The 24,678-nt window shown below is 72.9% G+C and carries 24 protein-coding genes and 1 riboswitch; of the genes, 14 read left to right on the top strand and 10 right to left on the bottom strand.

From position 1 onward, the window contains the following. Positions 1-59: 59 nt before the first annotated feature. From V6U82_RS26910 to V6U82_RS26900, 3 genes are all read right to left on the bottom strand, one after another. Complete coding sequence (locus V6U82_RS26910) at positions 60-137, bottom strand: Ms5788A family Cys-rich leader peptide (RefSeq protein ID WP_311202345.1); 78 nt, start codon at positions 135-137, stop codon at positions 60-62. A gap of 253 nt (positions 138-390) precedes the next feature. Continuing rightward, positions 391-1,173 (bottom strand): LmeA family phospholipid-binding protein, encoded by a 783-nt coding sequence (locus tag V6U82_RS26905; RefSeq protein WP_334465895.1) that lies wholly within the window; start codon positions 1,171-1,173, stop codon positions 391-393. 79 nt (positions 1,174-1,252) lie between these two features. Further along, positions 1,253-2,302: a hypothetical protein gene (locus V6U82_RS26900; protein ID WP_128136576.1), complete on the bottom strand. Its 1,050-nt coding sequence runs from the start codon at positions 2,300-2,302 to the stop codon at positions 1,253-1,255. A gap of 245 nt (positions 2,303-2,547) precedes the next feature. On the opposite strand from V6U82_RS26900, the gene V6U82_RS26895 reads away from it, so the two are divergent. From V6U82_RS26895 to pstB, 7 genes are all read left to right on the top strand, one after another. After that, positions 2,548-3,267, top strand: coding sequence for a winged helix-turn-helix transcriptional regulator (locus V6U82_RS26895; protein WP_176722767.1), 720 nt, complete (start codon positions 2,548-2,550; stop codon positions 3,265-3,267). A 150-nt stretch (positions 3,268-3,417) separates the two neighbouring features. Then, the gene (locus tag V6U82_RS26890) at positions 3,418-4,272 is read left to right on the top strand and encodes a polysaccharide deacetylase family protein (RefSeq protein ID WP_334466003.1); all 855 of its coding nucleotides are present in this window, start codon (positions 3,418-3,420) and stop codon (positions 4,270-4,272) included. 67 nt (positions 4,273-4,339) lie between these two features. Then, complete coding sequence (gene mshD, locus V6U82_RS26885; RefSeq protein WP_334465886.1) at positions 4,340-5,278, top strand: mycothiol synthase; 939 nt, start codon at positions 4,340-4,342, stop codon at positions 5,276-5,278. A 233-nt stretch (positions 5,279-5,511) separates the two neighbouring features. Next, complete coding sequence (gene pstS / locus V6U82_RS26880; RefSeq protein WP_334465883.1) at positions 5,512-6,609, top strand: phosphate ABC transporter substrate-binding protein PstS; 1,098 nt, start codon at positions 5,512-5,514, stop codon at positions 6,607-6,609. 41 nt (positions 6,610-6,650) lie between these two features. After that, positions 6,651-7,736 carry a phosphate ABC transporter permease subunit PstC gene (gene pstC, locus V6U82_RS26875; protein WP_128136574.1) on the top strand — a complete coding sequence of 362 codons (1,086 nt, stop codon included), beginning with the start codon at positions 6,651-6,653 and terminating at the stop codon, positions 7,734-7,736. Beyond that, the gene (gene pstA / locus V6U82_RS26870) at positions 7,733-8,821 is read left to right on the top strand and encodes a phosphate ABC transporter permease PstA (protein ID WP_128136573.1); all 1,089 of its coding nucleotides are present in this window, start codon (positions 7,733-7,735) and stop codon (positions 8,819-8,821) included. The genes pstC and pstA overlap by 4 nt, the downstream gene beginning before the upstream one ends. Before the next feature lie 20 nt (positions 8,822-8,841). Beyond that, entirely contained in the window at positions 8,842-9,618 is a 777-nt protein-coding gene (gene pstB, locus V6U82_RS26865) for a phosphate ABC transporter ATP-binding protein PstB (protein WP_334465880.1), read from the top strand. A 6-nt stretch (positions 9,619-9,624) separates the two neighbouring features. Here pstB and V6U82_RS26860 read toward each other — a convergent pair whose 3' ends face one another. Then, entirely contained in the window at positions 9,625-10,452 is an 828-nt protein-coding gene (locus tag V6U82_RS26860) for an NUDIX hydrolase (protein ID WP_334465877.1), read from the bottom strand. 512 nt (positions 10,453-10,964) lie between these two features. Here V6U82_RS26860 and V6U82_RS26855 point away from each other — a divergent pair. Together V6U82_RS26855 and V6U82_RS26850 are read left to right on the top strand one after the other, a co-directional pair. Next, complete coding sequence (locus V6U82_RS26855) at positions 10,965-11,549, top strand: DinB family protein (RefSeq protein WP_334465875.1); 585 nt, start codon at positions 10,965-10,967, stop codon at positions 11,547-11,549. 61 nt (positions 11,550-11,610) lie between these two features. Then, positions 11,611-12,579, top strand: a complete 969-nt coding sequence (locus V6U82_RS26850) for a Gfo/Idh/MocA family protein (protein WP_334465872.1) — start codon at positions 11,611-11,613, stop codon at positions 12,577-12,579. Positions 12,580-12,627: 48 nt separating this feature from the next. On the opposite strand, the gene V6U82_RS26845 is transcribed toward V6U82_RS26850, so the two are convergent. The 3 genes from V6U82_RS26845 to V6U82_RS26835 form a co-directional block, all read right to left on the bottom strand. After that, on the bottom strand, positions 12,628-13,632 hold the full coding sequence (locus V6U82_RS26845; RefSeq protein WP_128136568.1) for an inorganic phosphate transporter: 1,005 nt from the start codon (positions 13,630-13,632) through the stop codon (positions 12,628-12,630). Between the two features lie 4 nt (positions 13,633-13,636). Next, positions 13,637-14,263: a DUF47 domain-containing protein gene (locus V6U82_RS26840; RefSeq protein ID WP_030504473.1), complete on the bottom strand. Its 627-nt coding sequence runs from the start codon at positions 14,261-14,263 to the stop codon at positions 13,637-13,639. 149 nt (positions 14,264-14,412) lie between these two features. Further along, on the bottom strand, positions 14,413-15,363 hold the full coding sequence (locus tag V6U82_RS26835; protein ID WP_334465864.1) for a PPK2 family polyphosphate kinase: 951 nt from the start codon (positions 15,361-15,363) through the stop codon (positions 14,413-14,415). A 180-nt stretch (positions 15,364-15,543) separates the two neighbouring features. Between V6U82_RS26835 and sigJ the strand changes: the two genes are divergently transcribed. Then, on the top strand, positions 15,544-16,497 hold the full coding sequence (sigJ, locus tag V6U82_RS26830) for an RNA polymerase sigma factor SigJ (protein ID WP_334465860.1): 954 nt from the start codon (positions 15,544-15,546) through the stop codon (positions 16,495-16,497). A 7-nt stretch (positions 16,498-16,504) separates the two neighbouring features. On the opposite strand, the gene V6U82_RS26825 is transcribed toward sigJ, so the two are convergent. After that, positions 16,505-17,011: a DUF402 domain-containing protein gene (locus V6U82_RS26825; protein WP_128136565.1), complete on the bottom strand. Its 507-nt coding sequence runs from the start codon at positions 17,009-17,011 to the stop codon at positions 16,505-16,507. A gap of 124 nt (positions 17,012-17,135) precedes the next feature. Between V6U82_RS26825 and V6U82_RS26820 the strand changes: the two genes are divergently transcribed. Then, positions 17,136-19,277, top strand: coding sequence for an ATP-dependent DNA helicase (locus V6U82_RS26820; protein ID WP_334465856.1), 2,142 nt, complete (start codon positions 17,136-17,138; stop codon positions 19,275-19,277). A 51-nt stretch (positions 19,278-19,328) separates the two neighbouring features. On the opposite strand, the gene V6U82_RS26815 is transcribed toward V6U82_RS26820, so the two are convergent. Next, entirely contained in the window at positions 19,329-20,603 is a 1,275-nt protein-coding gene (locus V6U82_RS26815) for an AI-2E family transporter (RefSeq protein WP_318273167.1), read from the bottom strand. Between the two features lie 172 nt (positions 20,604-20,775). Between V6U82_RS26815 and V6U82_RS26810 the strand changes: the two genes are divergently transcribed. Beyond that, on the top strand, positions 20,776-21,123 hold the full coding sequence (locus V6U82_RS26810) for a GroES family chaperonin (protein ID WP_128138515.1): 348 nt from the start codon (positions 20,776-20,778) through the stop codon (positions 21,121-21,123). Positions 21,124-21,218: 95 nt separating this feature from the next. Further along, the gene (locus V6U82_RS26805) at positions 21,219-21,386 is read left to right on the top strand and encodes a hypothetical protein (protein ID WP_167796936.1); all 168 of its coding nucleotides are present in this window, start codon (positions 21,219-21,221) and stop codon (positions 21,384-21,386) included. 28 nt (positions 21,387-21,414) lie between these two features. Here V6U82_RS26805 and V6U82_RS26800 read toward each other — a convergent pair whose 3' ends face one another. Next, positions 21,415-22,947, bottom strand: coding sequence for a PrsW family intramembrane metalloprotease (locus tag V6U82_RS26800; protein WP_334466000.1), 1,533 nt, complete (start codon positions 22,945-22,947; stop codon positions 21,415-21,417). 22 nt (positions 22,948-22,969) lie between these two features. After that, positions 22,970-23,092, top strand: a riboswitch (SAM riboswitch). A 47-nt stretch (positions 23,093-23,139) separates the two neighbouring features. Between V6U82_RS26800 and V6U82_RS26795 the strand changes: the two genes are divergently transcribed. Further along, positions 23,140-24,402, top strand: coding sequence for an aminotransferase class V-fold PLP-dependent enzyme (locus tag V6U82_RS26795; protein WP_334465848.1), 1,263 nt, complete (start codon positions 23,140-23,142; stop codon positions 24,400-24,402). The last annotated feature ends 276 nt before the right edge of the window (positions 24,403-24,678 follow it).

Genomic DNA, 24,678 nt, shown 5'->3' with positions numbered 1-24,678 from the left:
CGGGGAAGGTTCGTGGACCCTGGTGACCGCCGTTCAGGCGGCCGGAGACAGCCCCGCCGTCAGATGACGGGGCGACACAGGCAGGTGGCCACGCGGCACAGGTCGACCGCGCGCCGTTTGGTGAGGAGGGTCCCCATGGGCAGGGAGATTACCAGCCGGGACGACAGCTGCCACCAGGCCGACCAGCATCCGGGACGGCCGGTCCGCCTTCCGGCCGGCAGGCCGGCCTGTCAGCCGGCGGAGTTGACGGCAGGCCGGCCTGTCAGCCGGCGGAGTTGACGGCAGGCCGGCCTGTCAGCCGGCGGAGTTGACGGCAGGCCGGCCTGTCAGCCGGCGGAGTTGACGGCAGGCCGGCCTGTCAGCCGGCGGAGTTGACGGCAGGCCGGCCTGTCAGCCGGCGGAGTTGATCGGCACGTTCGCCGCATCCGCCGTGACCACCAGACCCTCCGGCTTCGGCTCCACCTTGCGCAGGTTGAGCTGGAACGGCAGCTCCGGCAGCGGCACGTCGATCGAGATGCCCTGCGCGTACCGGGTCAGCGCGGCCCGGGCCAGCGGCACGTTCGGCAGACCGTCGGCGGTGAGGTCGTTGAAGCGCAACGCCACCTTGTTGCCGGCCACCGTGACGTCGGCCGTGCCGTTGACGGTGAGCTTGATGCCGAGGACGTCCACCGGGGCGGTGACGGCGAGCTTGCCGTTGCGCTCGCCCAGCGTCAGCCCGGGACGGTCCAGCAGCTTGGCCAGGCTCTCGTAGGTGACGGTGCCCCGCCCGTCCACGCTCTCGGCCACCACGTCGCCCCGGCCGGAGCGCAGCGTGTCCAGCGAGGCGGTCACGTTGCGCGCGTCCACGTCCAGCCTCGGCACCTCGACCGCGTCGCCCTGCACGTCGCCGCGCACGTCGGTGAGCTGGATCGAGATGCGCTCGTACCGGCCGTCGAGCACCTGGGTGAGGAACGGGAAGCCACCCACCTCGACCTGCGGCGCGGCGGACTGCGCGTCCTGCTTGGCGATCTCCTGCCGGACCTGGTCGGCGATGGCGCGCTCGGCCACGCCGGCCGCGACCCGGTCGGCGACGACGAGCAGACCGGCCAGAACCAGCAGCAGGACGAGGAAGCCGATCAGCACCTTCCGGCCCCGTCGCCGGGGTCGGCCCTCCGCCGGATACGCCTCTGCCACGCCGCCTCCAGTCCTCGCCGCCGTCACCGCGCCTCGCGGCGCAACCGTACTTACCCGAGGCGAATCCTCCCCAACCGCGTCAGAGGAACAGCACGCACATGGCGTACGCGGCGGGCGCGGCCAGCGCGAACCCGCCCAGCGGACCCTGCATGTGCCGGGCCACCCACATCGTCGGCGGTTCACCGGCCATCAGCCGGCCCGCCTCGGCGTACCCCACCGCGAGGTCGGCCAGGACGGCGGTGGCCGCGCTGACCACTCCGACCAGGGCGGCGCTCGTCGGGGTGAAACCGACCAGGTAGCTGCCGAGCACGGCGCTGGTGAGCGTGCCGAGCATGGCGCCGACGACCACGCCCGCCGCGCCGCGCGGCACCTGCGGGGCGAGCCGGGGCCACGGCGCCACCGCGTCGGTGAGCCGGGCGACGAGCAACGCCACCCCGGCGGCGGTGAGGCAGACCGTGATCGCCTGGGTGCCCTTGGGGATCCGGCTGAGCACGACGAGCGTGCCGAAGGCGACCACGCCCACCACGATGAGCAGGGTGCCGCCGAGCGAGTCGGTCACCCGGACCCGGTCCACCCGCCGGACGAGCTGCCCCAGCACGGCGAGCAGGAATCCGGCTGCGGCGGCGTAGCCGAGCGGGGCCAGGCCGGCGATGTCCGACTGCACGGCGGCGACGTCGGCGATCGCCGCCGTCGCGGCGCTGACGAGCGCGACGACGAGCAGCGCGGGCGGCCGCATGGCCATCGTCCAGGCCAGCACGAACAGCAGTTGTACGCCGAAGATGATCGCGGCGAACGGCAGCCGGTGCCCCGGGCCCGAGGTCTGCGCGCCGAGCACCAGGCCGACGCCGAGCAGCGCGGCGAAGCCGGCGACGGTGAGCGCCAGCGGGCGGCGGACCGGGACCGGAGGCACCTCCTCCTCGGGCTCCTCGTCGGACTCGTCGTCGGGACGCCGGCCGGGGCCGCCCTTGCGCAGCCGGCGCGGACCCTTGCGTTCCGGCCGGTCACCCTCCTCGTCCGCGGGGCCGGTGCGCGGGGCGGGCGGGTGGCCACGGGCGGGGGCGGACGACCCGGTGGGCGGCTCGTCGGCCCACGAGTCACGACCGGTGTCGCGCGAGGTGGAGGGAAACACGCCCCGATCGTGCCAGACCCGGGCGGCTCGGCGGAGGTCCCGGTTTCGGCGACGTTAAAACCTGCGCCGCGATCGAGGGCAGAAAGGGCAAACGGTAAATCGCACGAAGGTGACGGCCGGTCCATCGGTTACGCTCAGGCCGTTACCCGCCCGTCGACGACGCCGGGACCCACGCAAGTTCACAGTGCCGCCCGCACCCGGGCGTGTCGCTGGTCGCGCGCGGCCGGAGGGCCGCCGGGACGGAGGTGATCGTGGAGCTCCTGCTGCTCGTGACCGCGCGGGCCGGCGAGCCGTCGGCGGTGCTGCCGGCACTCGACCTGCTGCCGCACTCGGTTCGCACCGCACCCCGCGACGTCCGCACGCTGGTCTCCGGCCCGACCCCGGACGCCGTCCTGGTCGACGCCCGTTCCGAGCTGAGCGAGGCGCGCGCCACCTGCCGGATGCTGCACGCCACCGGGCTCGGTGTGCCGCTCGTCGCGGTCGTCACCGAGGCCGGGCTGATCGCGCTCAACGCGGACTGGGGCGTCGACGACGTGATCCTGGCCGGCGCCGGGCCGGCCGAGGTGGAGGCCCGGCTGCGGCTCGCCGTGGGCCGGCTCAGCAACGCCACCGCGGGCGCCGGCGGCTCGATCCGGGCCGGCGAGCTGAACATCGACCCGGACACGTACGCCGCCAAGCTGAAGGGCCGGCCGCTCGACCTCACGTACAAGGAGTTCGAGCTGTTGAAGTTCCTGGCCCAGCACCCGGGGCGGGTGTTCACCCGGGACCAACTGCTGCGCGAGGTCTGGGGCTACGACTACTTCGGCGGCACCCGCACGGTGGACGTGCACGTGCGGCGGCTGCGCGCCAAGCTCGGCTCGGAGTACGAGTCGATGATCGGCACCGTCCGCCAGGTGGGCTACAAGTTCGTCGTCCCGCCGTCGCGCTCACTGCCGGAGTCGGAGCCCGCCCCGCTCCCGGTCTGACCGCCCCCACCCCACCCCGCTAGAGGGCATTTCTCGCGTATGCCCTTTTTGCCCGATCAGTCAGCCATATCCTGGCTGCCGGAATTGTCGGGCTAAGGGGGCGACGGTGCGCGCGGTGAACACGGGGGCGACGAACGGCCGGTGCCGCTGATGCGAGGCTCGACGCTACGCGCCGCCGGGCTCGTGACCGTCGTACTGGCCGGTCTGCTCGGTTCGGCGTTCGCGCTGGGCCGCAGCCTGGTGCCGGAACAGCCCCCGTCGAACGCCGGCGCCACCACGGCGCTCAACGGGCCCCGCTACGCCGACCAACCGCCCAGCACGGACTTCCCCGGGGGCCGGGCCAGCGCCCGGCCGAGCCCCGACGCCGCGCCGGACGCCGCCCCGGTCGAGCCCGACGGAGACGGTCCGTACGGCAGCCTGGTCGTCACCGGCTCGTCCCGGGTCGCGCTGACCTTCGACGACGGACCCGATCCCCGCTGGACGCCGCAGGTGCTCGCGCTGCTGGCGCAGTACGGCGTGAAGGCGACGTTCTGCGTCGTCGGCGAGAACGCCGAAGCCCATCCGGACCTGGTCCGGTCGATCGTTGCCGAGGGCCACACCCTGTGCAACCACTCCTGGGAGCACGACGTCGACCTGGGCAAGCGGTCCCCCGCGACGATCCGGGCCGACATCCTGCGCACGAACGACGCGATCCTGGCCGCCGCGCCGGACGCGCGGATCGCGTACTACCGCCAGCCGGGCGGGGCCTGGACGCGCCCGGTGATCTCGGCCTGCGCCGACCTGGGCCTCACCCCGCTGCACTGGAGCGTGGACCCGTCGGACTGGCGGGCGCCGGGCGCGCTCGCCATCGAGACGAGGATCCGCACCCAGATGGGGCCGGGGGCGATCGTCCTCATGCACGACGCGGGCGGGGACCGTTCCGGCACCGTCAGCGCGTTGCAGCAACTCCTGCCCGAACTGCTGACCCGGTTCGAGTTGGAGCCGATGCCCGTCGGCACCCCGTGACGAGCGCCACCGATCGCCGTCGCCGTCCGGCGCGAACCGGGGCCCGCCGACCGCTACCGTGACTCAGATGAGCAGCACCGAGCCGACGAGTGGTCCCGCGGCCGACGGGATCGACCGGGCGGACCGGCTGACGCCGGGCGAGGTCGCCGAGGTGCTGGCGCTGGCCCGCGCCGCCGGAGACGCCGACGGCGCCGACCCGCTCGACGAGCACGTGCTGCTGCGGCTGCGCGACCCCGAGGCGCCCGCCGTGCACCTCACCGCCCGGACCACCGAGGGCACTCTCACCGGGTACGCGCACCTCGACACCACCGCCCCGGCCGAGGGCGTCGGCGTGGAGATGGTCGTGCACCCGGCGTACCGGCGGCGGGGTTCCGGCCGTGCGCTGGCCCGTGACGTGGTGGCCGCCGCGCCCGGACCGCTGCGCGCCTGGGCGCACGGCGACCACCCGTCGGCCGCCGCGCTCGCCGTCGACCTGGGCTTCTCCCGGGCGCGCGTGCTCTGGCAGATGCGCCGTCCACTCACCGCCGAACTGCCGGCGCCGGTCGTGCCGGACGGCGTGACGCTGCGCGCGTTCCGTCCCGGCGAGGACGACGAGGCCTGGCTGGCGGTGAACAACGCCGCCTTCGCCCAGCATCCCGAGCAGGGCAGGTGGACGCTGGACGATCTGCGGGTCCGCATCGCCGAACCGTGGTTCGACCCGGCCGGGTTCCTGCTCGCCGTCGACTCCGCCACCGGGCGGCTGCTCGGCTTCCACTGGACCAAGGTGCACGAACGGCCGGGCTCGGCCGGCATCGGCGAGGTCTACGTGCTCGGTGTCGACCCGTCCGCGCACCGGGGCGGCCTCGGCCGGGTGCTCACCGCCGCCGGCCTGACCCACCTGCGCGACCAGCGCGGGCTGGACCGGGTGATGCTCTACGTGGACGAGAGCAACAGCGCCGCGGTCGCGCTCTACGAGCGGCTGGGCTTCGCACGCTGGTCCGCGCACGTCAACTACCAGCTCGGCTGAGCGCTCACCTACCCGGGAAAATCGCCACAAAGGCGATGCCGGGCTGCTAGTTCACGAAATGGACAGCCCTTCCTCAGCGTACGGCCACCTCGTCGGCTGAACGTGTTCACCGCGCGTTCACTTGCGTCCGGCGAACCGTCCACCTGGCCCTCCTACCTTTCGTGTCAGCCGGTCAGCGCCGGCCCCCGGCACTCCGGGCGACCTGACCAAAGACGTGAAGGGAAACCCCTGAAGTGAAGCTCCAGCGGCACGGCGCCATCGCCTGTCTCGCTCTTACCGCGGTTCTCGGTCTCAGCGCCTGCGGCTCGGACAACAACGAGCCGGCCGGCGCCTCCGGTTCCACCGCCGCGGTGGACTGCGCGACAGGCACGCTGAACGCGCAGGGCTCCTCCGCCCAGAAGAACGCCATGGCCGAGTGGATCAAGGCGTACCAGCAGAAGTGCGCCGGCACCACGATCAACTACGAGCCCAGCGGCTCGGGCGCCGGCATCCAGGCGTTCATCGCCGGCACCGCCGACTTCGCCGGCTCGGACTCCGCCCTCAAGCCGGAGGAGCAGCCGCAGGCCGACACCAAGTGCACCGGCGGCCAGGCGCTCAACCTGCCCATGGTCATCGGCCCGGTCGCTGTCGTCTACAACGTCAGCGGCGCGGACAACCTCCAGTTCAGCCCGGCCACCCTGGCGAAGATCTTCGCCGGCAAGGTGACCAAGTGGGACGACCCGGCGATCAAGGCCGACAACCCGGACGCCAAGCTGCCGTCGACCGCGATCCAGGCGGTGCACCGCTCCGACGAGTCGGGCACCACCGACAACTTCACCAAGTACCTCTCCAAGACCGCCGAGGCGGACTGGACGCTCGGCAACTCCAAGGCGTGGAAGGCCCCGGGCGGCGTCGGCGCTGCCAAGTCCGACGGTGTGGCCAGCAAGGTCAAGAGCACCGACGGCACCATCAGCTACGTCGAGTGGTCGTACGCCGAGAACTCCGACCTGAAGATGGCGAAGATCAAGAACGGCAACGGCGAGTTCGTCGAGCTGACCGGCGACTCGGCCGGCAAGACCATCGCCGGCGCCAAGTTCGAGGGTCAGGGCAACGACCTGAAGATGTCGATCGACTACAACACCAAGGAGGCCGGGGCGTACCCGATCGTCCTGGCGACCTACGAGATCGTCTGCAGCAAGGGCCTCGCCGCCGACAAGCTGCCGCTGGTCAAGGGCCTGCTCGGCCACGCCGCCAGCGCCGAGGGGCAGCAGGAGCTCGTCGAGCTGGGCTACGCGCCGCTGCCCGAGACCGTCCGCACCAAGGTCGAGGCCGCGGTCAAGAGCCTCTCCTGACGCTCTGACCGACACCTCCTCAACACGAAGCGAGCGAGCAGATGGGTGACACCCCTCACCGCTCGGCCCACGCCGGCACCGGCGGGAACCCCGTGACCACGAGTCACGAGCGACCCGCCGGTGCCTCGGCGCGTGTGGCCGAGCGCCCCGGTAACCCGGGCCGCCCCGACGGTGGCCTCGGCGGCGGCGGTGCCCTCCCCCGGGCCCGCGCCTTCGGCGCGGAACGGGCGTTCCGCGGCCTGACCCTGGCGGCCGGCACCACGGTCCTGGTGGTCATCGCGGCCATCGCGATCTTCCTGATCGCCAAGGCCGTCCCGGCGCTGCGGGCCAACACCGAGTCGTTCTGGACGTTCGAGGGCTGGTTCCCGAACGACGACCCGCCGCAGTTCGGCATCGGCGCGCTCGCCTTCGGCACCGTCCTGAGCTCGCTGCTGGCGTTGCTCATGGCGGTGCCGGTCGCGCTGGGCATCGCCCTGTACCTGTCGCACTACGCGCCCCGGCGGCTCGGCAACGCCCTGGGCTTCCTGATCGACCTGCTCGCAGCCGTGCCGAGCGTGGTCTTCGGCCTCTGGGGCCGGGACTACTTCGCCCAGCCGGTGGCCGACCTGTCCGCCTGGCTGAACAGGTACTTCGGCTGGATCCCGATCTTCGGCGACGGCCCGTACGGCAACTCGATCCTGCTCGGCTCGGTGGTGCTCGCCATCATGGTGCTGCCGATCGTCACCTCGCTGTCCCGCGAGGTGTTCCGGCAGACCCCGACCGCGAACGAGGAGGCAGCGCTCGCGCTCGGCGCCACCCGCTGGGAGATGATCCGCACCGCGGTCCTGCCGTACGGGCGGCCGGGAGTCATCGCCGCGGTGATGCTCGGCCTGGGCCGGGCACTGGGCGAGACCATCGCGCTGGCGCTCACGCTCGGCTCGACGTACGCCATCTCGTTCAACATCCTGCAGAGTGGCGGCAACTCGATCGCCGCCAACATCGCCAACCGGTTCGCCGAGGCGAACGACACCGGCCGGGGCGCACTCATCGCCTCCGGCCTGGTGCTGTTCGCGATCACGCTGATCGTCAACATCACCGCGCGGGCGATCATCTACCGGCGGCGCGAGTTCACGGAGTCGGCCGCATGACCACCACCCACACCCCCCGCCGCCCGCGCCCGCCGGCCCAGCCGGCCACGCTGCGGGCGAGGCGACTTCCCGCGTACGCCGCTCCGGTCATCGCCGTCGCGGCGCTGCTGATCGCGGCGGCCCTGGTGTACGGCGCCGGCATCGGCGGCCCGGTCCTGGTCGTGGTGGTCGGCGCGTTGCTCTACCTGGCCGGTCTCTTCGTCGCGGCGAACGCGGTGGAGGGCCGCCGGTCGGCCCGCAACCGCACCTGGAGCGCGCTGATCCACTCCGCGTTCGTGCTCGCCGTGCTGCCGCTCGCGTCGGTGGTCTGGACGCTGGTCAGCAAGGGCTCCGAGCGACTGGACGCGAACTTCTTCGGCACCTCGATGAACAACATCGGGTCGCGGGACGCCAACGGCGGCGCGTACCACGCGATCGTCGGCACGTTGCAGCAGGTCGGCATCGCCACGCTGATCACGGTGCCGCTGGGCGTGCTCTGCGCGATCTACATCGTCGAGTACGGCCGGGGCCGGTTCGCGTTCACCATCCGCTTCTTCGTGGACGTCATGACCGGCATCCCGTCGATCGTCACCGGCCTGTTCGTGCTGGCCTTCTGGGTGCTGATCGTGTCGCCGTGGTTCAACGACGGCCGACCGGGCTTCTCCGGCTTCGCCGCCGCGCTGGCGCTGAGCGTGCTGATGCTGCCCACAGTGGTCCGCTCCACCGAGGAGATGCTCCGGCTGGTGCCCGCACCGCTGCGCGAGGGCGCGTACGCCCTGGGCGTACCGAAGTGGAAGACCATCCTGCGGGTCGTGCTGCCGACCGCGCTGCCCGGCATCGTCACCGGCATCATGCTCGCCATCGCGCGGGCCGCCGGTGAGACGGCGCCGGTGCTGCTCGTCGCCGGCGGCGGCGCGGCGATCAACTTCAACCCGTTCGAGAACAACCAGTCGTCGCTGGCCCTCTTCGTCTACCAGCAGGCCGGTGAGGCGTCGAAGTACTCGCCGGCACGGGCGTGGACCGCGGCGCTGACCCTGGTCGCCCTCGTCCTCGTCCTCACCGTCGCGGCGAAGCTGCTGGCCCGTCGTAACCGGCTCGCCCGATGAACCCCGGAGGTACCGCCACCATGGCCAAGCGCATCGAAGCCACGAACGTGACCGCCTACTACGGCGGGTTCAAGGCGATCGAGAACATCAACCTGACCGTCGAGCCGAAGACCGTCACCGCCCTGATCGGGCCGTCCGGCTGCGGCAAGTCCACGTTCCTGCGGTCGATCAACCGGATGCACGAGGTGCTGCCCGGCGCCCGGGTCGAGGGCAGCCTCACCATCGACGACCAGGACATCTACGACCGCGACGTGGACGTCACGGCGGTCCGCCGGATGATCGGCATGGTCTTCCAGCGGCCGAACCCGTTCCCCACCATGAGCATCTTCGAGAACGTGGTGGCGGGCCTGCGACTCAACGGCGTCCGGCGCAAGACGATCCTGGAGGAGGCGGCCGAGAAGGCGCTCCGCTCGGCGAACCTGTGGGACGAGGTGAAGGACCGCCTCGGCAAGCCCGGCGCGGGTCTGTCCGGCGGTCAGCAACAGCGGCTCTGCATCGCCCGCACCATCGCTGTCGAGCCGCAGGTGGTGCTGATGGACGAGCCGTGCTCAGCGCTGGACCCGATCTCGACGCTGGCCATCGAGGATCTGATGTTCCAGCTCAAGGACAAGTTCACCATCATCATCGTCACGCACAACATGCAGCAGGCCGCCCGTGTGTCGGACCGGACCGCCTTCTTCTCGATCGAGAAGACCGGTGACCCGGGCCGCCTGATCGAGTACGACAACACTCAGAAGATCTTCAGCAACCCGGCCCAGAAGAAGACCGAGGACTACATCACCGGCCGCTTCGGCTGAGCGGCGTCAGCGCAGCAGGAAGCGCGGCTCGGCGCCGTCCAGTCCCTCGATGTACGGCAGGATCGGCGTACCCGGGTCGCGCTCTGCCGCATCCCGCGCCACGCCGTCGAGGTCGCCCGCGGCGGCGACCTCGGCGAGCGTCACCATGGTCGGCGGCAGCATGGTCAGCTCGCCGGCCTCCGCGCGGGCCAGCGCGTCCGCCGGGCGCAGCCACAGCGTGTGGTCGGCCTCGCCGGAGACGTCCCGGGTCCGCTGCCCCTCGGGCAGCAGGGCGACGAAGAAGTACGTGTCGAAGCGGCGCGGCTCGAACTCCGGGGTGATCCACCGGCTCCACGGCAGCAGCAGGTCGGACCGGAGCGTGAGGCCCCTCCCGGCCAGCAGGTCCGCGAAGCCGACGCGCCGTCCCTCCAGATCCTGCCGGGCCGTCTCCCAGTCGTAGCCGCTCACGTCGCCGACCACCGTGCCGGGGTCCGGGCCGGCGAGCAGCACGCCCGCCTCCTCGAAGACCTCGCGGGCGGCGGCGCAGACCACCGCCTGCGCGGCGGCCGGGTCGAGCCGGAGCCGCTCCCCCCACGCCGCCGGGTCCGGGCCGGCCCAGCCGAGATGCGCCTCCGAGTCGGAGCGGTCCACCCCGCCGCCGGGGAATGCGTACATGCCGCCGAAGGTCATCGCCGCCACCCGGCGGATCATGTAGACCTCGAACCCGTCGCCGGCCGGGCGGAGCAGGAGCACGGTGGCGGCGACCCGGGGCACGGCCGGTACGGCGCCCTCGGACCGGAATCGGCGGGCGTGCTCCACCAGGGCGGGGGGTGCGGCGAAGCCGTCGATCGTCATGCGCCCGAGCCTAGTGCCGTAACGGGCGACGCCGCCCCGCCGCCCGATGCCGCCGCCCTCCTCCGGGATGGCGTGCCGGGCATGGAGACGGTCGGCAGTCCGGTCGTGCTCGCCGGCACACGCGGGATCCGCGCCCCACAAGCGGGCGGTCGATCACCCTGTGTAGTTTTCTCGCCCGACCAGGAGACACTCCTCCGCCGCCTTTGCTCTGCAGCCGAATCCGCAACGGTCACCCTCCGCAGGCGGTGCGCCAGAGGCTGCAGAGCAAAGGGGGCCGAGGGGAACCCATTGAGCCGAGAGCAGGGCGGGCTTATGTCCGGTTAGTCCCTTATGGACACTTGACTCTGACGAGTGGACGGACAACCGCCGTGACGGTGTGCAATCTGCACACTCCGTGTTCGCCGTCCGACGTCAGGTGGACGGTTCGAAGGGATCAGCGGCAGGGACCGTGGGAGGCACCCCTCCCCGCACGGGGCTACGGCGGCCGGCCACGCCTGGCAGGGTGGTGACCTGTGATCGACGACTTCGCGAAGCAGTATCTGCACAACGACCTGCGCCAGATCCGCGAGGCGATGCTGTGGAAGCTCGACGGACTGTCCGAGTACGACGTGCGCCGTCCCCTGACCGCGTCCGGCACCAACCTGCTCGGCCTGGTCAAGCACCTGTCGTTCGGCGAGGCCCGGTACTTCGGCGAGGTGTTCGGCAGGCCGTTCCCGGAGCCGCTGCCCCGGTGGGACGACCCGGATCCGGACGGCACCGACATGTGGGCGACCGAGCACGAGACCCGCGAGGAGGTGATCGGCCGCTACCGGCGGGCGGCCGAGCACGCGGACGCGACGATCGACGCCCTCGCCATCGACGCTCCCGGCCACGTGCCGTGGTGGCCCCGCCCGGACGTCAAGCTGTTCAACGTCATGGTCCACGTGCTGACCGAAACCAGCCGGCACGCGGGGCACGCCGACGTCCTACGGGAGGAGCTCGACGGCTCGACCGGGGCCTGGGCAGAGTACGCGCACCTGGAACCCGACCAGCCGACGCTGACGGCGCGGCGGGCGATGATCGAGCGGGCCGCCCGCGCCGCCGGGGCGTACCGCTGAGTCGTCCCGACGGGTGGATCACCCTGCCGGTCCCGAAGCGGCAGGGGATAGCGTGCCGGGCATGACGCGTTGGGGAATCCTGGCCACCGGAAACATCGCCGCCCGCTTCGCCGAGGACCTGCGGCTGGTGCCGGACGCCGAACTGGTCGCCGTCGGCTCGCGTACCCGGGAGAGCGCCGAACTGTTCGCGCGCCGGCACGACGTGCCGCGGGCGTACGCCTCGTGGGCGGACCTGGCCGCGGACCCGGACCTGGACGCGATCTACGTGGCCACCCCGCACGCGGCGCACCACGAGGCGGCGCTGGCGTGCCTGGCCGGTGACAAGGCCGTGCTGGTGGAGAAGCCGTGCACGCTGGACCTGCCGACCACCACCGAACTGGTGGAGACAGCCCGCGCCCGGGGTCTGTTCCTCATGGAGGCCATGTGGATGCGGACGAACCCGCTGATCCTGCGGGTGCTGGAGCTGATCCGGGACGGCGCGATCGGTGAGGTGACGCACGTACGGGCGGACTTCGGCGTGGCCGGGCCGTTCCCGCCGGAGCACCGGATGCGGGCTCGTACGCTCGGCGGCGGCGCGCTGCTCGACCTCGGCGTCTATCCGCTGAGCCTGGCCCACCTGGTGCTGGGCGTGCCGCAGCACGTGCAGGCGTGGGCGAAGCTGACCCCGGAGGCGGTGGACGAGAACACCGGCATGGTGCTCGGATGGGACTCCGGCGCGGTGGCGACGCTCAGCTGCGGCATGGTCGGCGCAACCGCGATCACCGCGTCGACCACCGGCACGACCGGCCGGATCGACCTGCCCGAGCTGTTCTTCCGGCCCGCGCACGTGGTGCTGCACCGGGCCGGCGCCGAGCCGGAGACCATCCCGGCGGACCTGACCGGCGGCGGCTACCAGTACGAGGCGATCGAGGTGCAGCGCTGCCTGGCGGCCGGGCTGACCGAGAGCCCGCTGGTGCCGCACGCCGCCACGCTCGAGGTGATGGGCCTGATCGACGACATCAAGGCCCGGATCGGCGTCTCCTACGCGTGAGGGGTTCCCCGCCGCGGCGGGGAACCCCTCGACGTCAGCGCGCGGAGATCAGAACAGGGGCCGGACCAGCAGGTACGCGAGGCAGGCGATCGCGGCGGCGGCCGGGAACGTGATGATCCAGGCGATCACGATGTTGCCCGCCACGTTCCACCGCACCGCGGAGAGCCGTTTCGTCGCGCCCACACCCATGATCGCCGAGGTGATCGTGTGCGTGGTGGAGATCGGCGCCTTCAGCACCAGCGCGTTGAAGTAGAGCACCGCGCTGGCCACGGTCTCGGCCGCGAAGCCCTCCGCCGGGCCGAGGTCGATGATCTTCCGGCCGAGCGTCCGGATGATCCGCCAGCCGCCCGCGTACGTGCCCGCCGCCAGCATCGCGGCGGAGGTCCAGAAGACCCAGCCCGGGATGTGCGTCTTGCTCTCCTGGAAACCGCCCGTGTAGAGCGCGAGCACGATGATGCCCATGGTCTTGGCGGCGTCCTGCATGCCGTGGCCGACCGACATGGCGGCGGCGGACGCGGTCTGCGCCCACCGGAAGCCGCGGCTGAGCTTGCCGGGCTGCCCCTTCCGGAACAGCCACATGATCGCCAGCATCACCAGGAAGCCGAGGATCAGGCCGACCACCGGCGAGAGCACCATCGGGACGAGGACCTTCTCGATGATGGTGCCCCACTGGACGATGCCGTCGGCGGCGAACAGGGTCGCGCCGACCAGGCCGCCGAAGAGGGCGTGCGAGGACGAGGACGGCAGGCCGAAGTACCAGGTGATCAGGTTCCAGATGATCGCGCCGAGCACGCCGGCGAAGACCACGCCGAGGCTCTCCACCCCGGTCGGCAACGTCACCAGCCCGTCGCCGACCGTCTTGGCCACCCCGGCGCCGAAGTGCGCGCCGACGAAGTTGCCGACGGCGGCCAGCGCGAGCGCGATCCGGGGGGTCAGCGCCCGCGTCGAGATGCTGGTGGCGATCGCGTTGGCCGCGTCATGGAAGCCGTTCGTGTAGTCGAACGCCATGGCGACCGCGATCACCGCCAGCACGGCGATGAGTTCGGGTGTCACTGGATCAGGACTCCTTGACCGCGATGGTCTCGACGGTGTTGGCCACGTGCTCGAAGGCGTCGCAGGCGGCCTCCAGCTCGTCGGCCACCTCCTTCATCTTCAGCACCGTGAGCGCGTCGTACTCACCGGAGAAGAGGCGTACCAGCAGCATCCGGTACGCCTGGTCGCCGTCGTTCTCGAGCCGGTTGCACTCGATCCAGTAGTCCTCGAGATCCTTCATCGACTTCAGCCGGGGCATCGCCTCGGCGGTGAGCTTGGCCTGCAGGTCGAGCACGTTCACCAGCTCGTGCAGCTCACGGGGCAGCGACGGGAGCTTGGTCAGGCCGTACAGGTAGAGCAGGTTGCCGACCGCCTCCAGGTGGTCCATCACGTCGTCGAGCAGCGAGCCCAGCCGGTAGATGTCCTCCCGGTCGAACGGCGTGATGAAGGTGGAGTTGATCTTCTTGTACAGCTCGTGCGTGATCTGGTCGCTGTCGTGCTCGATGTCGGTCAGCCGCTCGCTGATCGACTGCACGTCGGCGCCGGGCAGACCCAGCTCGTTGAGCAGGTCGGTCCCCTTCACCAGGTTCTGCGCAGCCCTGGTGAAGAGCTCGTAGAAGGCGCCCTCGGTGGGACGGAAGGAAAACTTCACAGCACGGACCTCGTCGTGTCGGTGGAAGGGTGGCCGTCGCCCCCCGGGCGTCTGCTCTGCGCATGCTAGGGACCGCGCCGAACCCACTTTCGATCGGCCCACCCCTGGTCAGGCCCGATTCACCGCTCGTTCACCTTCCGTTCACCTGATCACTGACGGCGCTGGCTCCGTAACCGGTCACGCTCCCGTTCGACGTCGAAATCGGCAGGCGGATACCCCAGATCCAACCCGTCGAACGTCTCCCGCAGCAGGTGGGCGACCGCCCAGTCCCGGTACCACTTGCGGTCCGCCGGCACCACGAACCAGGGCGCGGCGTCCGTGCCGCAACGCTCCAGAGCCTCGGCGTACGCGGCCTGGTAGTCGCCCCAGCGTCCCCGGGTGTCCAGATCGCTCACGTTGTACTTCCAGAACTTCGTCGGGTCGGTGAGCCGCTCCATCAGTCGCTCGCCCTGCTCGTCGTACGAGATGTGCAGCATGACCTTCACCACTGTGACCGCCTGCTCGGTCAGTTCCCGCTCGAAGTCGTTGATGATCGCGTACCGGGATCGCCAGGTCGCCTCGTCGACCAGCCCTTCGACGCGGGCGATCAGCACGTCCTCATAGTGCGAGCGGTTGAACACGCCCACGTACCCGGGTGGCGGCAGCGCACGGCGTACCCGCCACAGGAAGTCGTGCCGCAACTCCTCCTCGGTCGGCGGCCCGAACGAGCGGATGTGCAGCCCGAGCGGGTTCATCGCGCCGGCCACCCGCTTGACCGTGCCGTCCTTGCCGCCGCAGTCCATCGCCTGGAGCACCAGCAGCACCCGGCGCGGCCGGTCACCGCCGAGCCCGGCGTCCGCCTGCGCCGGCGCGCTGGTGGCGCTGCCCGGTCCGGCGGCGCCCTGCGCCGAGGCGTACAGCATCTCCTGCTGTCGCCCCAGTTCCGCGCCGACCAGCTCGACCTGGGCCCGCGCCCACTCCTTACGCGCCGGCCCGCGCCCGGCCGCCGCCGGCAGCCCTGGCGTCGACCGGGGGTCGATCGCCTCCAGATCCACCGCCCCGGACGCCACCCGAAGCAACTCGCGCATCGACCCGCCCGCGGGCCCCACCACCTCACTCATCCCCCGATCCTCACCCCCGGAGCCCGTCCCCGCTCGCCCCGCCGTCCCACCTCGGCCCGCTGATCTTGCGGTTCCGGTCCCCGGTACGCCCGGAAAGCACCGTTCGCCGGGGCGGCAAGTGCAAGATCAGCGAGGGTGGGCGGGGTGCCGTGACGGGCTCGGGGGCGGGAGAATGGGTGAGTGGAGGAGCTTGCGGGGGAGTTCGAGGCGGAACGAGGGCGTCTCCTGGCGGTGGCGCAGCGGATGCTGGGCAGCCGCAGCGAGGCCGAGGACGCGGTGCAGGAGACCTGGCTGCGCTTCTCCGGCGCGCTGAGCGACCCGGGGGAGCGCGCCCGCGTACGCGATCTGCGGGGCTGGCTCATCACCACCTGCTCCCGGATCTGCCTGGACGTGCTCCGCTCCGCGCGGGTGCGCCGGGAGGCGTACCCCGGTCAGTGGCTCCCCGAGCCGATGGTGACCGCGGTGCCGGCGGCGGACGGGTTCGCGCCCGACCCGGCCGAGCGGGCGGTACGGGCCGATCAGCTCGGCACCGCGCTGCTGGTGGTGCTGGAACGGCTGACGCCGGAGCAGCGGGTCGCGTTCGTGCTGCACGACGTGTTCGCGGTGCCGTTCTCCGACGTGGCCGACGTGCTCGCGGTGACGCCGGAGGCGGCCCGTCAGCTGGCGTCGCGCGCCCGCCGGGCGGTGCACGGGCCGGACGCGCCCCGGCACAGCGCCGACGTCGCCGAGCAGCGGCGGGTGCTCGCCGCGTTCGCCGCCGCGGTGGAGTCGGGTGAGCTGGAGCAGTTGGTCCGCGTGCTCGCCCCGGACGTCGTGTCGATCGGCGACGCCGGCGGTCACTTCCCGGCCGGGCGCCGGCCGGTGGTCGGCGTCGACTCGGTCGCCCGCCTGCTCCTCGGCCTGTACGGCCAGGCCCGGCAGCGGGGTGGCCTGCGCGGCCGGCCGGTCCTGGTGGACGGGACGCTGGGATGGCAGACGGAGTTCTTCCACCGGGACGGACGGGCCATCCGCATGGTCACCTCGTTCGCGGTCCACGAGGGGCGGGTCACCGGCGTGTTCAACCAGCTCAACCCGGACAAGGTGAGCGACCTGCCGCCGCTGGGGCCGGAGGCCGTCTGGCCGCCGCGCTGGTGAGGCCGGCTCAGACCACCAGCGCCAGCCACTTCCGGTACGACGTGGCGAACGGCTCGGTGCCGTCGCCGAGCGCGCCGAGCAGCCAGCGGGACGCGGCCTCGGCCTCGGTGACCACGTCCTCCGGGTAGCCCCAGCGGGCCCGGTGCACGGCGAACTCGTCCTCGTCGCGCAGCTCGACCAGGCCGGTCTCGCGGCGGCGCACCACGTCCAGGTCGAGGTCGATCAGGTGGACGGTCTCCTCGCCGTCCCAGCGGGCCGGGGTGGCGATGTCGCAGTAGACCTCGCTGGTGCGCGGCGGCGGGTTGAACATGCCGGTCCACCAGCCGTGGTGCGGCACCAGCAGGACGAACGGGATCTGCTCGACCGACGGGCGGCCGTGGTAGACGGATTCGGTGCCGGCGGGGACGCCGAGCCAGACGCCGAGGTCGTCCTCGGCGAGCCGGCGGGCCGGGTAGTCGCGGTGGGCGCTGCCGTCGTACTTGCGGTAGATCACGCGGACCACGTCGCTCGGCATGCCTGGCACCCTAACCGATTCCGGCCACGCCACGCGATCGGGAGGTAACCGGACGCGACCCGCCGTCCCGCCACGCCGCCGGAGCGGCCGGACCCCCGTCGGTGCCGGCGGGTACGGTCGCACGGTGACACCGTCCCGCACCGCCACCGGCCCGGCCGTCCCGAAGAAGCGCCGCAGTGGCCGCGCCGGTGCCGGGGAGCTGCTGACCGCCGCGGTGGGCGCGGTACCGGGCGGCGCGGCCCGGCCGGGTCAGCAGCAGATGGCCGAGGCGATCGAGCGCAGCATCGCCACCGGTGAGCACCTGCTGGTGCAGGCCGGTACGGGCACCGGCAAGTCCCTGGCCTACCTCGCTCCGGCCCTGACCGTGGACGGGCCGGTGGTGGTCTCCACCGCCACGCTGGCGTTGCAGTCCCAGCTCGTCGAGCACGACCTGCCGAGGCTGGCCGACGCGGTCGAGCCGGTGCTGGGCCGCCGTCCCACCTTCGCCGTGCTGAAGGGGCGCCACCACTACCTGTGCCTGGCCCGGCTGGACAGCTCGGTCGAGGACGAGCCGGACGACGCGCTGTTCGACGCGCCCCGCTCCGGCAACGGGGGCACCAAGTGGCTCGGCGAGGCGGGCCGCCTGGGCAAGCAGGTGCAGCGGCTGCGCGACTGGGCCGAGGAGACCGCCACCGGCGACCGCGACGAGCTGGATCCGGGCGTGGACGACCAGGTGTGGCGCAGCGTGTCCATGCCGGCGCGGGAGTGCGTCGGCGCGAGCCGCTGCCCGTTCGGGCAGGAGTGCTTCGCGGAGGCGTCCCGGGCCCGCGCCCGCGAGGCCGACATCGTGGTCACCAACCACAGCCTGCTCGCCGTCGACATGCTCGCCGGGCGGCACATCGTGCCGCCGCACAAGCTGCTCGTGGTGGACGAGGCGCACGAGCTGGCCGACCGGGTCTCGTCGGCCGCCCAGGCCGAGCTGGTGCCGGAGCTGATCGACAGGTCCACCCGGCGGGCCCGGCCGCTGCTGCGCCCCGACGTGGCCGAACGGCTCACCGAGGCCGGTGACGCGCTCGCCGTGGGGCTGGCCGAGGCGCCGGCCGGTCGGCTCACCGCCGGTCTGCCACCCGCGCTGCGCGAGGCGTGCACGCTGCTGGACTCGGCGACCCGGGCCGCGCTGGAGGCGATCGGCGACGTGAAGGCCGACGACCCCGACCCGGTACGCAAGCAGCAGGCCAAGGCGGTGCTGGACGAGCTGTCCACCACCGCCCAGCGGCTGCTGGAGGAGGCCGACCACGACGTCGCCTGGGTCGAGAAGCCGGACAACGGCAGTCGCCGGGCGCTCGTGGTGGCGCCGCTGTCGGTGGCGGGCACGCTCGCCACCCATCTGTACGACGAGCGCACGGTGGTCGCCACCTCGGCGACGCTGGCGCTGGGCGGGCGCTTCGACACGGTGGCCCGGGCGCTGGGGCTGGACGCGCCGCCGCCCGCCCCGCCGTCCCCGGCCGCCGCCGCGCTGGCCACCGCTGCCGCCGCGGGCCGCGCCCCGGTCACGCCGGTGGCCGCCACCGAGGGCAGCCGGGCGGCGATCGGCACCGTGCCGGCGACCGAGGGGCCGGGCTGGAGCTCGCTCGACGTCGGCTCGCCGTTCGACTACGCCCGGCAGGGCATCCTGTACGTGGCGGCGCACCTGCCCCGCCCCAGCGTCTCCGGGCTGCCCGGACCGGCCGGTGAGGAGCTGCTGGCGCTGGTCGGGGCGCTCGGTGGTCGTACCCTCGGGCTCTTCTCGTCGCGACGGGCCGCGCAGCAGGCGGCGGAGCTGGTCCGCGCGCGGACCGACCTGCCGGTGCTGCTCCAGGGCGAGGAGGCGCTGCCGCTGCTGGTGCGCCGGTTCCGCGAGGTACGGGAGAGCTGCCTGTTCGGGGTGATGTCGCTCTGGCAGGGGGTGGACGTGCCGGGCGACGCCTGCCAGCTCGTGGTGATCGACAGGTTGCCGTTCCCCCGCCCGGACGAGCCGCTCGCGGCGGCGCGGGCGGCGGCGGTGGACGCCGGTGGCGGCTCGGGTTTCGCGGCGGTGAGCGTCCCCATCGCGGCGGTCCGGCTGGCCCAGGGCGTCGGCCGGCTGATCCGGGCCACCGGCGACCGGGGCGTGGTGGCGGTGCTCGACTCGCGGCTGGAGACGGCCCGCGGGTACGGCCCGTTCCTGCGCCGTTCGCTGCCGCCGTTCTGGTACACCACCCGGCCGGAGGTGGCCCGGGGCGCGCTGGAACGGCTCGCCAAGAGCTGACGCCCGCGCCTCCCCGGGCGGGGTGACGCGGGCGCCGGCGGTCCTGCCGGGTCAGGGCGCCTGGGAGGCGACCACCACCGCGTCCGGCGGGGTGTCCGGCACGGTACGCGCGGCGAGCCGCCGCACCGCGGTGTTGAGTACGGCGATCAGCGGCACCGCGACGAGCGCGCCGGCGATGCCGGCGAGCACCACGCCGGCGGCGATGCCGATGATCACGGCGAGCGGGTGGATGGCCACCGCGCGGCCCATGATCAGCGGCTGGAGCACGTGGCCCTCGACCTGCTGTACGCCGATCACCGCGCCCAGGATGATCAGGGCGGTCACCGGGCCGCTGTCGACCAGCGCCACCAGCACGGCCACCACGCCGGACAGGAACGCGCCGACGATCGGGATGAACGCGCCCAGGAAGACCAGTGCGGCCAGCGGGAACGCGAACGGGATGTCGAACAGCACCAGGAAGATGCCGATGCCGACCGCGTCGATGAAGGCCACGAGCACTGTGGCCCGCACGTAGGCACCGAGCGTCGCCCAGGACGCGCGACCGGCGTCGTCGACCTTCCAGCGGGCGGCCACCGGCAGCAGCCGGACCAGGAACCGCCAGATGTTGTTGCCGTCGCGCAGGAAGAAGAACGTGGCGAACAGGACCAGCACGGTGCCGGTGAGCACCTCGGCGAGCGTGGCGGCGGTGCTGATCGCACCGCTGGTGAACCGCTCGGTGTTGCCGTTGATCCAGTTCTGCGCCTCGTTGATGTAGCGGTCGAGCTGGCTGTCGGACAGGTGCAGCGGCCCGGTCTTGAACCAGTCCTGGATCTGCCGGACGCCCTCGGAGGACTTCTGGCTCAGCTCCGGTACGCCCTTGATGAACTCGTTCACCACGAGCGTCAGCGTGCCGACCACCGCGGCCAGGCCGCCGACCAGCACCACGGCGGTCGCCAGCGAGCGGGGAAGCCGGGCCCTGAGCAGCCAGCCGACCGCCGGTGCGAGCAGCGCGGAGAGCAGCAGCGCGACGGTCAGCGGGATGATCACGATGCTGATCGTGCCGATTATCTTGAGCAGGGCCCAGGTGACGATGCCGATCACGATCAGGCGCCAGCACCACGCGGCGGCGATCCGCAGCGCGTGCGGCACCTCCGTGTCGTCCCGGCTCACCGTCGAGGAGTGCAACGCCGCCGGCGACCCGGCGCCCACCACCATCGCCTCCGGCGACGCGGGCGGCCCCGGCGCGGCGGGCGAGGCCACTCCGGCGTCCTCCGCCTCCGCGGTGGCCCGCCGGGTCCGGGCCGTCTCCCGGCCCGACTCGTACGCGCGGCGGAGCCGTCCGCGCATCCGCTCGAAGCGGCTCAAGCGCACCTCCGGCAAAATCAGCCCCACCAGGTCGCAGGGGGCACAGGATACGTCCGTACGCCCCACCCTAGGGCGACTCGGCCACACATTGCCCGCCCGCCGCTCTCGCCAACCACACCGGGATCGACCGACGGCCACGCGGTAGCGTCTTCGCGTGACCGCCGACCAGAGTCTCGACGCCGGGCTGCCGATCCGCCTGCTGCACGACCGCGTGCTGGTGCGTACCGAGGGTGGCGAGGGGGAACGCCGCTCCACCGCCGGCATCGTGATCCCCGCGACGGCAGCCGTGGGCAAGCGGCTGGCCTGGGCCACAGCGGTGGGTGTCGGGCCGAACGTCCGCGCGATCGTGGCCGGCGACCGGGTGCTGTTCGACCCGGACGACCGCTCCGAGGTCGAGTTGCACGGGCGGGCGTACGTGCTGCTGCGCGAGCGGGACGTGCACGCCGTGGCGGCCGAGCGGGTGGAGACCGCCGCCGCCGGCTCCACCGGTCTCTACCTGTAGCTGCGCGGCGGCACCGGCAGCTCTGCGGCGGCGCCGTTTGCGGCGCTGCCCGGCGGGAAGCCCAGGCACCTCAGCGCGCCCTGGGGAGGGACACCATGCCGGTAGTGATCAAGAAGATCCTCGCCTGGGGATTCCTCGCGTTCCTGATCTACTTCATGGCGTTCCGGCCGGACGGTGCGGCGCAGGTGTTCAAGGGCATCGGGGCCGCGCTGATGGCCATCGCCCAGGGGCTCGGCGACTTCCTGACCGGCTTGATGAGCTGACCGGGCCGCGCACGAGCCCCCGCCGGCGTCAGCGTCCGGGGTGCCAGGGCGCGCCCGGGTCGTGCCAGCCGCCCGGGCCGTGCCCGGCACCCGGTCCCCCGTGCCAGCCACCCGGCCCGTGACCGCTCGGGCCGTAGCCGACCTGCGGGAAGGCGGGTGGCGGGGCCAGCACCACCGGGATGGGCACCACCGGGTCGTCCGGCGCCTCGACCGGGCGCTGCGAACCGTCCGGGAACCGCAGGTGGTAGCGCTGACCGTCCCAGACCCCGACCGGCGACTGCGGGTCACGACCGGTGAAGAACGACCGGTACGCGGTGATCGCGTCCAGCAACTCCCGTTCCTCCCGCGCCGTCCGCTCCCGCTCGGCGGGCTTGTGATCGAGTCCCCGGCGCATCCCGTCGCGCAGCAGAGCCAGCCGGGTCGCGGCGAACTGGTAGCCGCGCATCGCGCGTACCCCGCCCTCACCGGCGACCCGCCGGGCCCAGGTACGCGCCGCGTGCCGCCGGCCCAGGCTGCCCAGCGCCGCCACCTCGGGCGGGGTGAGCCAGCCCGCGCGTACGTAGTCGGGCAGCGTCCGCTCGGTGAGCCGGCCCTCCCAGGCGCGCAGCCAGATCGCCAGCCCCACCATCGCGAAGAAGATCGGCATCATCAGGCCGATGAAGCCGTAGAGCGCGATCACCGGCTGCCCGATGGCCTGGGCCAGCGTCGGCAGCAGGTTCCAGGTGCCGTGCAGGATCATCGCCACGAGCAGCCCGGCGAGCGGCGCGAGCACCCGTACCCGCCGGTCGGCGGTACGCGCCGCGATACCGAGCCCGACGCCGGTCATCGAGGTGAACAGCGGGTGGGCGAAGCCGAACAGCAGGATCCGGCCGATGAACAACGCGATCACCAGCTGCGTGCCGGTGGCCGGGCCGTACTGCTCCACGCCGGTGCGGTAGCCGTAGCCACCCAGGTAGAGGATGTTCTCCACCATGGCGAAGCCGACCGCGGAGAGCCCGCAGTAGACCAGGCCGTCGGTGATCCCGGAGAACTCGCGGCGCCGGAAGATCAGCAGCAGGAGCGGGCCGGCCGCCTTGGTCAGCTCCTCGATGAACGGGGCGACGAGCACCGCGGTGAGCGCGGCGGGCAACCCCAGGTCGTCGAAGATCTGCGCGCCGGTCTGGTTGACCTTCAGCGAGATGGCGGTGGAGACGAAGGCGCCCCAGGCGAAGCAGAAGACCAGGTAGGGCAGCGGCTCGGGCTCGTATCGGTCGAGCCACAGGAGGCACGCGACCAGCACCGGCACCGGCAGGACCGCCGCCACCGCGCCCACCAGGAGCGCCTCCGCGCCCAGGCTCTCACTCAGCTGGTAGACCATGTAGAGCGCGCCGGCCGCGATCAGCAGCACCACCCCGGCCAGCACCAGCGCCCGTCGCCAGCCGAACCGGCGCGACGGCATCCCGGGCGTCGGCGCCCCCGCGGGCGGGGCGGCGGGCGCGTGCGGTGGCGGCGGTGCTGCGCCGGGCGGGGTGTCGGCCATGCGGTCAGCGTAGTCACCCGCGACCCACTGGTCCGGTCGCATCGTCACGGCTATGCTCCGGACAGGTCACGAGCGCCAGCGTCAAGCCCCGGCTTGCTGGCCGGCAACCCTCGTCGAGGTTCGCGGTGGGGTGCCCCGGGTGATGACCGGGCCCGGTGCCGCTCCGCGTGCCGGGCAAGCGCGGACCCCGTCCACGGCACCACCTGGGGTCCCCTGTGACCCGGAGGCTCCGGCATGACCGTCACTCTCGTACCCCCGCTGCCCGTGCTGCCCGCGCCGGCCCGGCCCGACCCGCTCGGGGTGCTCGGCGTACCGGGGCAGATCAACCTGGACCACGCCGCCAGCGCGCCGTGCACGCGGGCCGCGGCCGACGCGGTGGCCGAGCTTCTTCCCTGGTACGCGAGTGTGCACCGCGGCGCGGGAGCGCTGTCGCGGCGCTGCACGCTGGCCTACGAGCGGGCCCGGCAGACCGTCGGTGACTTCCTCGGCGCCCGCCCCGACGATCACGTGATCTTCACCCGGAACACCACCGACGCGCTGAACCTGCTGGCCCGGGCGCTGCCCGCCGGGACCACGGTGATCACGTTCGGCGGCGAGCACCACGCCAACCTGCTGCCCTGGCCGCGCGGCTCGGTACGGCTGCCGGTGCCGGACAGCCCGGCCGGGGCGGTCCGCTCCCTCGCGGCGGCGCTCGGCGAACTCGCCCGCGACGCCCGGCCGGGCCTGCCCGTGCTGGTCGCGGTCACCGGCGCCGGCAACGTCACCGGCGAGTGCTGGCCGGTCGCCGAGCTGGCCCGGGTGGCACACCGGCACGGCGCCCGCATCCTGGTCGACGCCGCACAGCTCGCCCCGCACGCACCGGTCGACCTGACCGCGCTGGACGTGGACTACGTGGCGCTGTCCGGGCACAAGCTGTACGCCCCGTTCGGCGCGGGCGTGCTGGCCGGGCGCGCGGACTGGCTGGACGCGGCCCCGCCGTACCTGGCCGGAGGCGGCGCCACCAGCCACGTCGGCGCCGCGACGCACGAGGTGCGCTGGACGACCGGCCCGGCCCGGCACGAGGCTGGCACCCCGAACCTGCTCGGCGCGGTGGCGCTCGCCGCGGTCTGCGGGGCGCTCGGCGCGGCCGACCGGGACGCGCTGCACGCCCGGGAACAGGCGCTGCTGGCCCGGCTGCGTACCGGGCTGGCCGCGCTGCCGGACGTGGTGGAGCTGCGCGTGTTCGGCCCGGACGCGCCCCGGGTGGGCATCGTCAGCTTCGTGGTCGCCGGGCGGGACTCCGCCGAGGTGGCCGCCCACCTGGCGAGCCGGCACCGGATCGGGGTACGCGACGGCCTGTTCTGTGCGCACCCGCTGACCCGGCGCCTGCTGGCCGAGGCCGCCGCCCGTACCGGCCGCACCGACCTGCCCCCGACGGCCCTACGAGCCAGCCTCGGCCTCGGCACCACCGAGGCGCAGGTGGACACCCTCCTGACCGCCCTGACCCACCTCCCCTAGCCCTCTCCCTTTCCCTCCCCGGCCCCGCACCCTCCCTCGCCCCGTCGATCATGAAGTTGACCGCCCCGCAAAGCGCTTCCCCGCCCGCCAACTTCATGATCACCGCACCAGGACCCGATCCAGCACACCTCGAGCGGTGATCAAGGAGTTTGCGCACTAGTTGATCTCCTCGGAGTCCGCTAATTCCTTGATCAACGCGGCAGGGCGGGGGGCGGGGGGGTGTCCCTATGGGTTTCGTCAAGCGGGGACGGGGCTGGTGGGGCGTGGTTGGTAGGG

Source organism: Micromonospora sp. CPCC 205554 (assembly GCF_036902745.1).
Lineage (GTDB): Bacteria > Actinomycetota > Actinomycetes > Mycobacteriales > Micromonosporaceae > Micromonospora > Micromonospora tulbaghiae.
The sequence above is the reverse complement of the archived record's forward strand: the minus strand, read 5'-3'. Positions and strand labels throughout refer to the sequence as shown.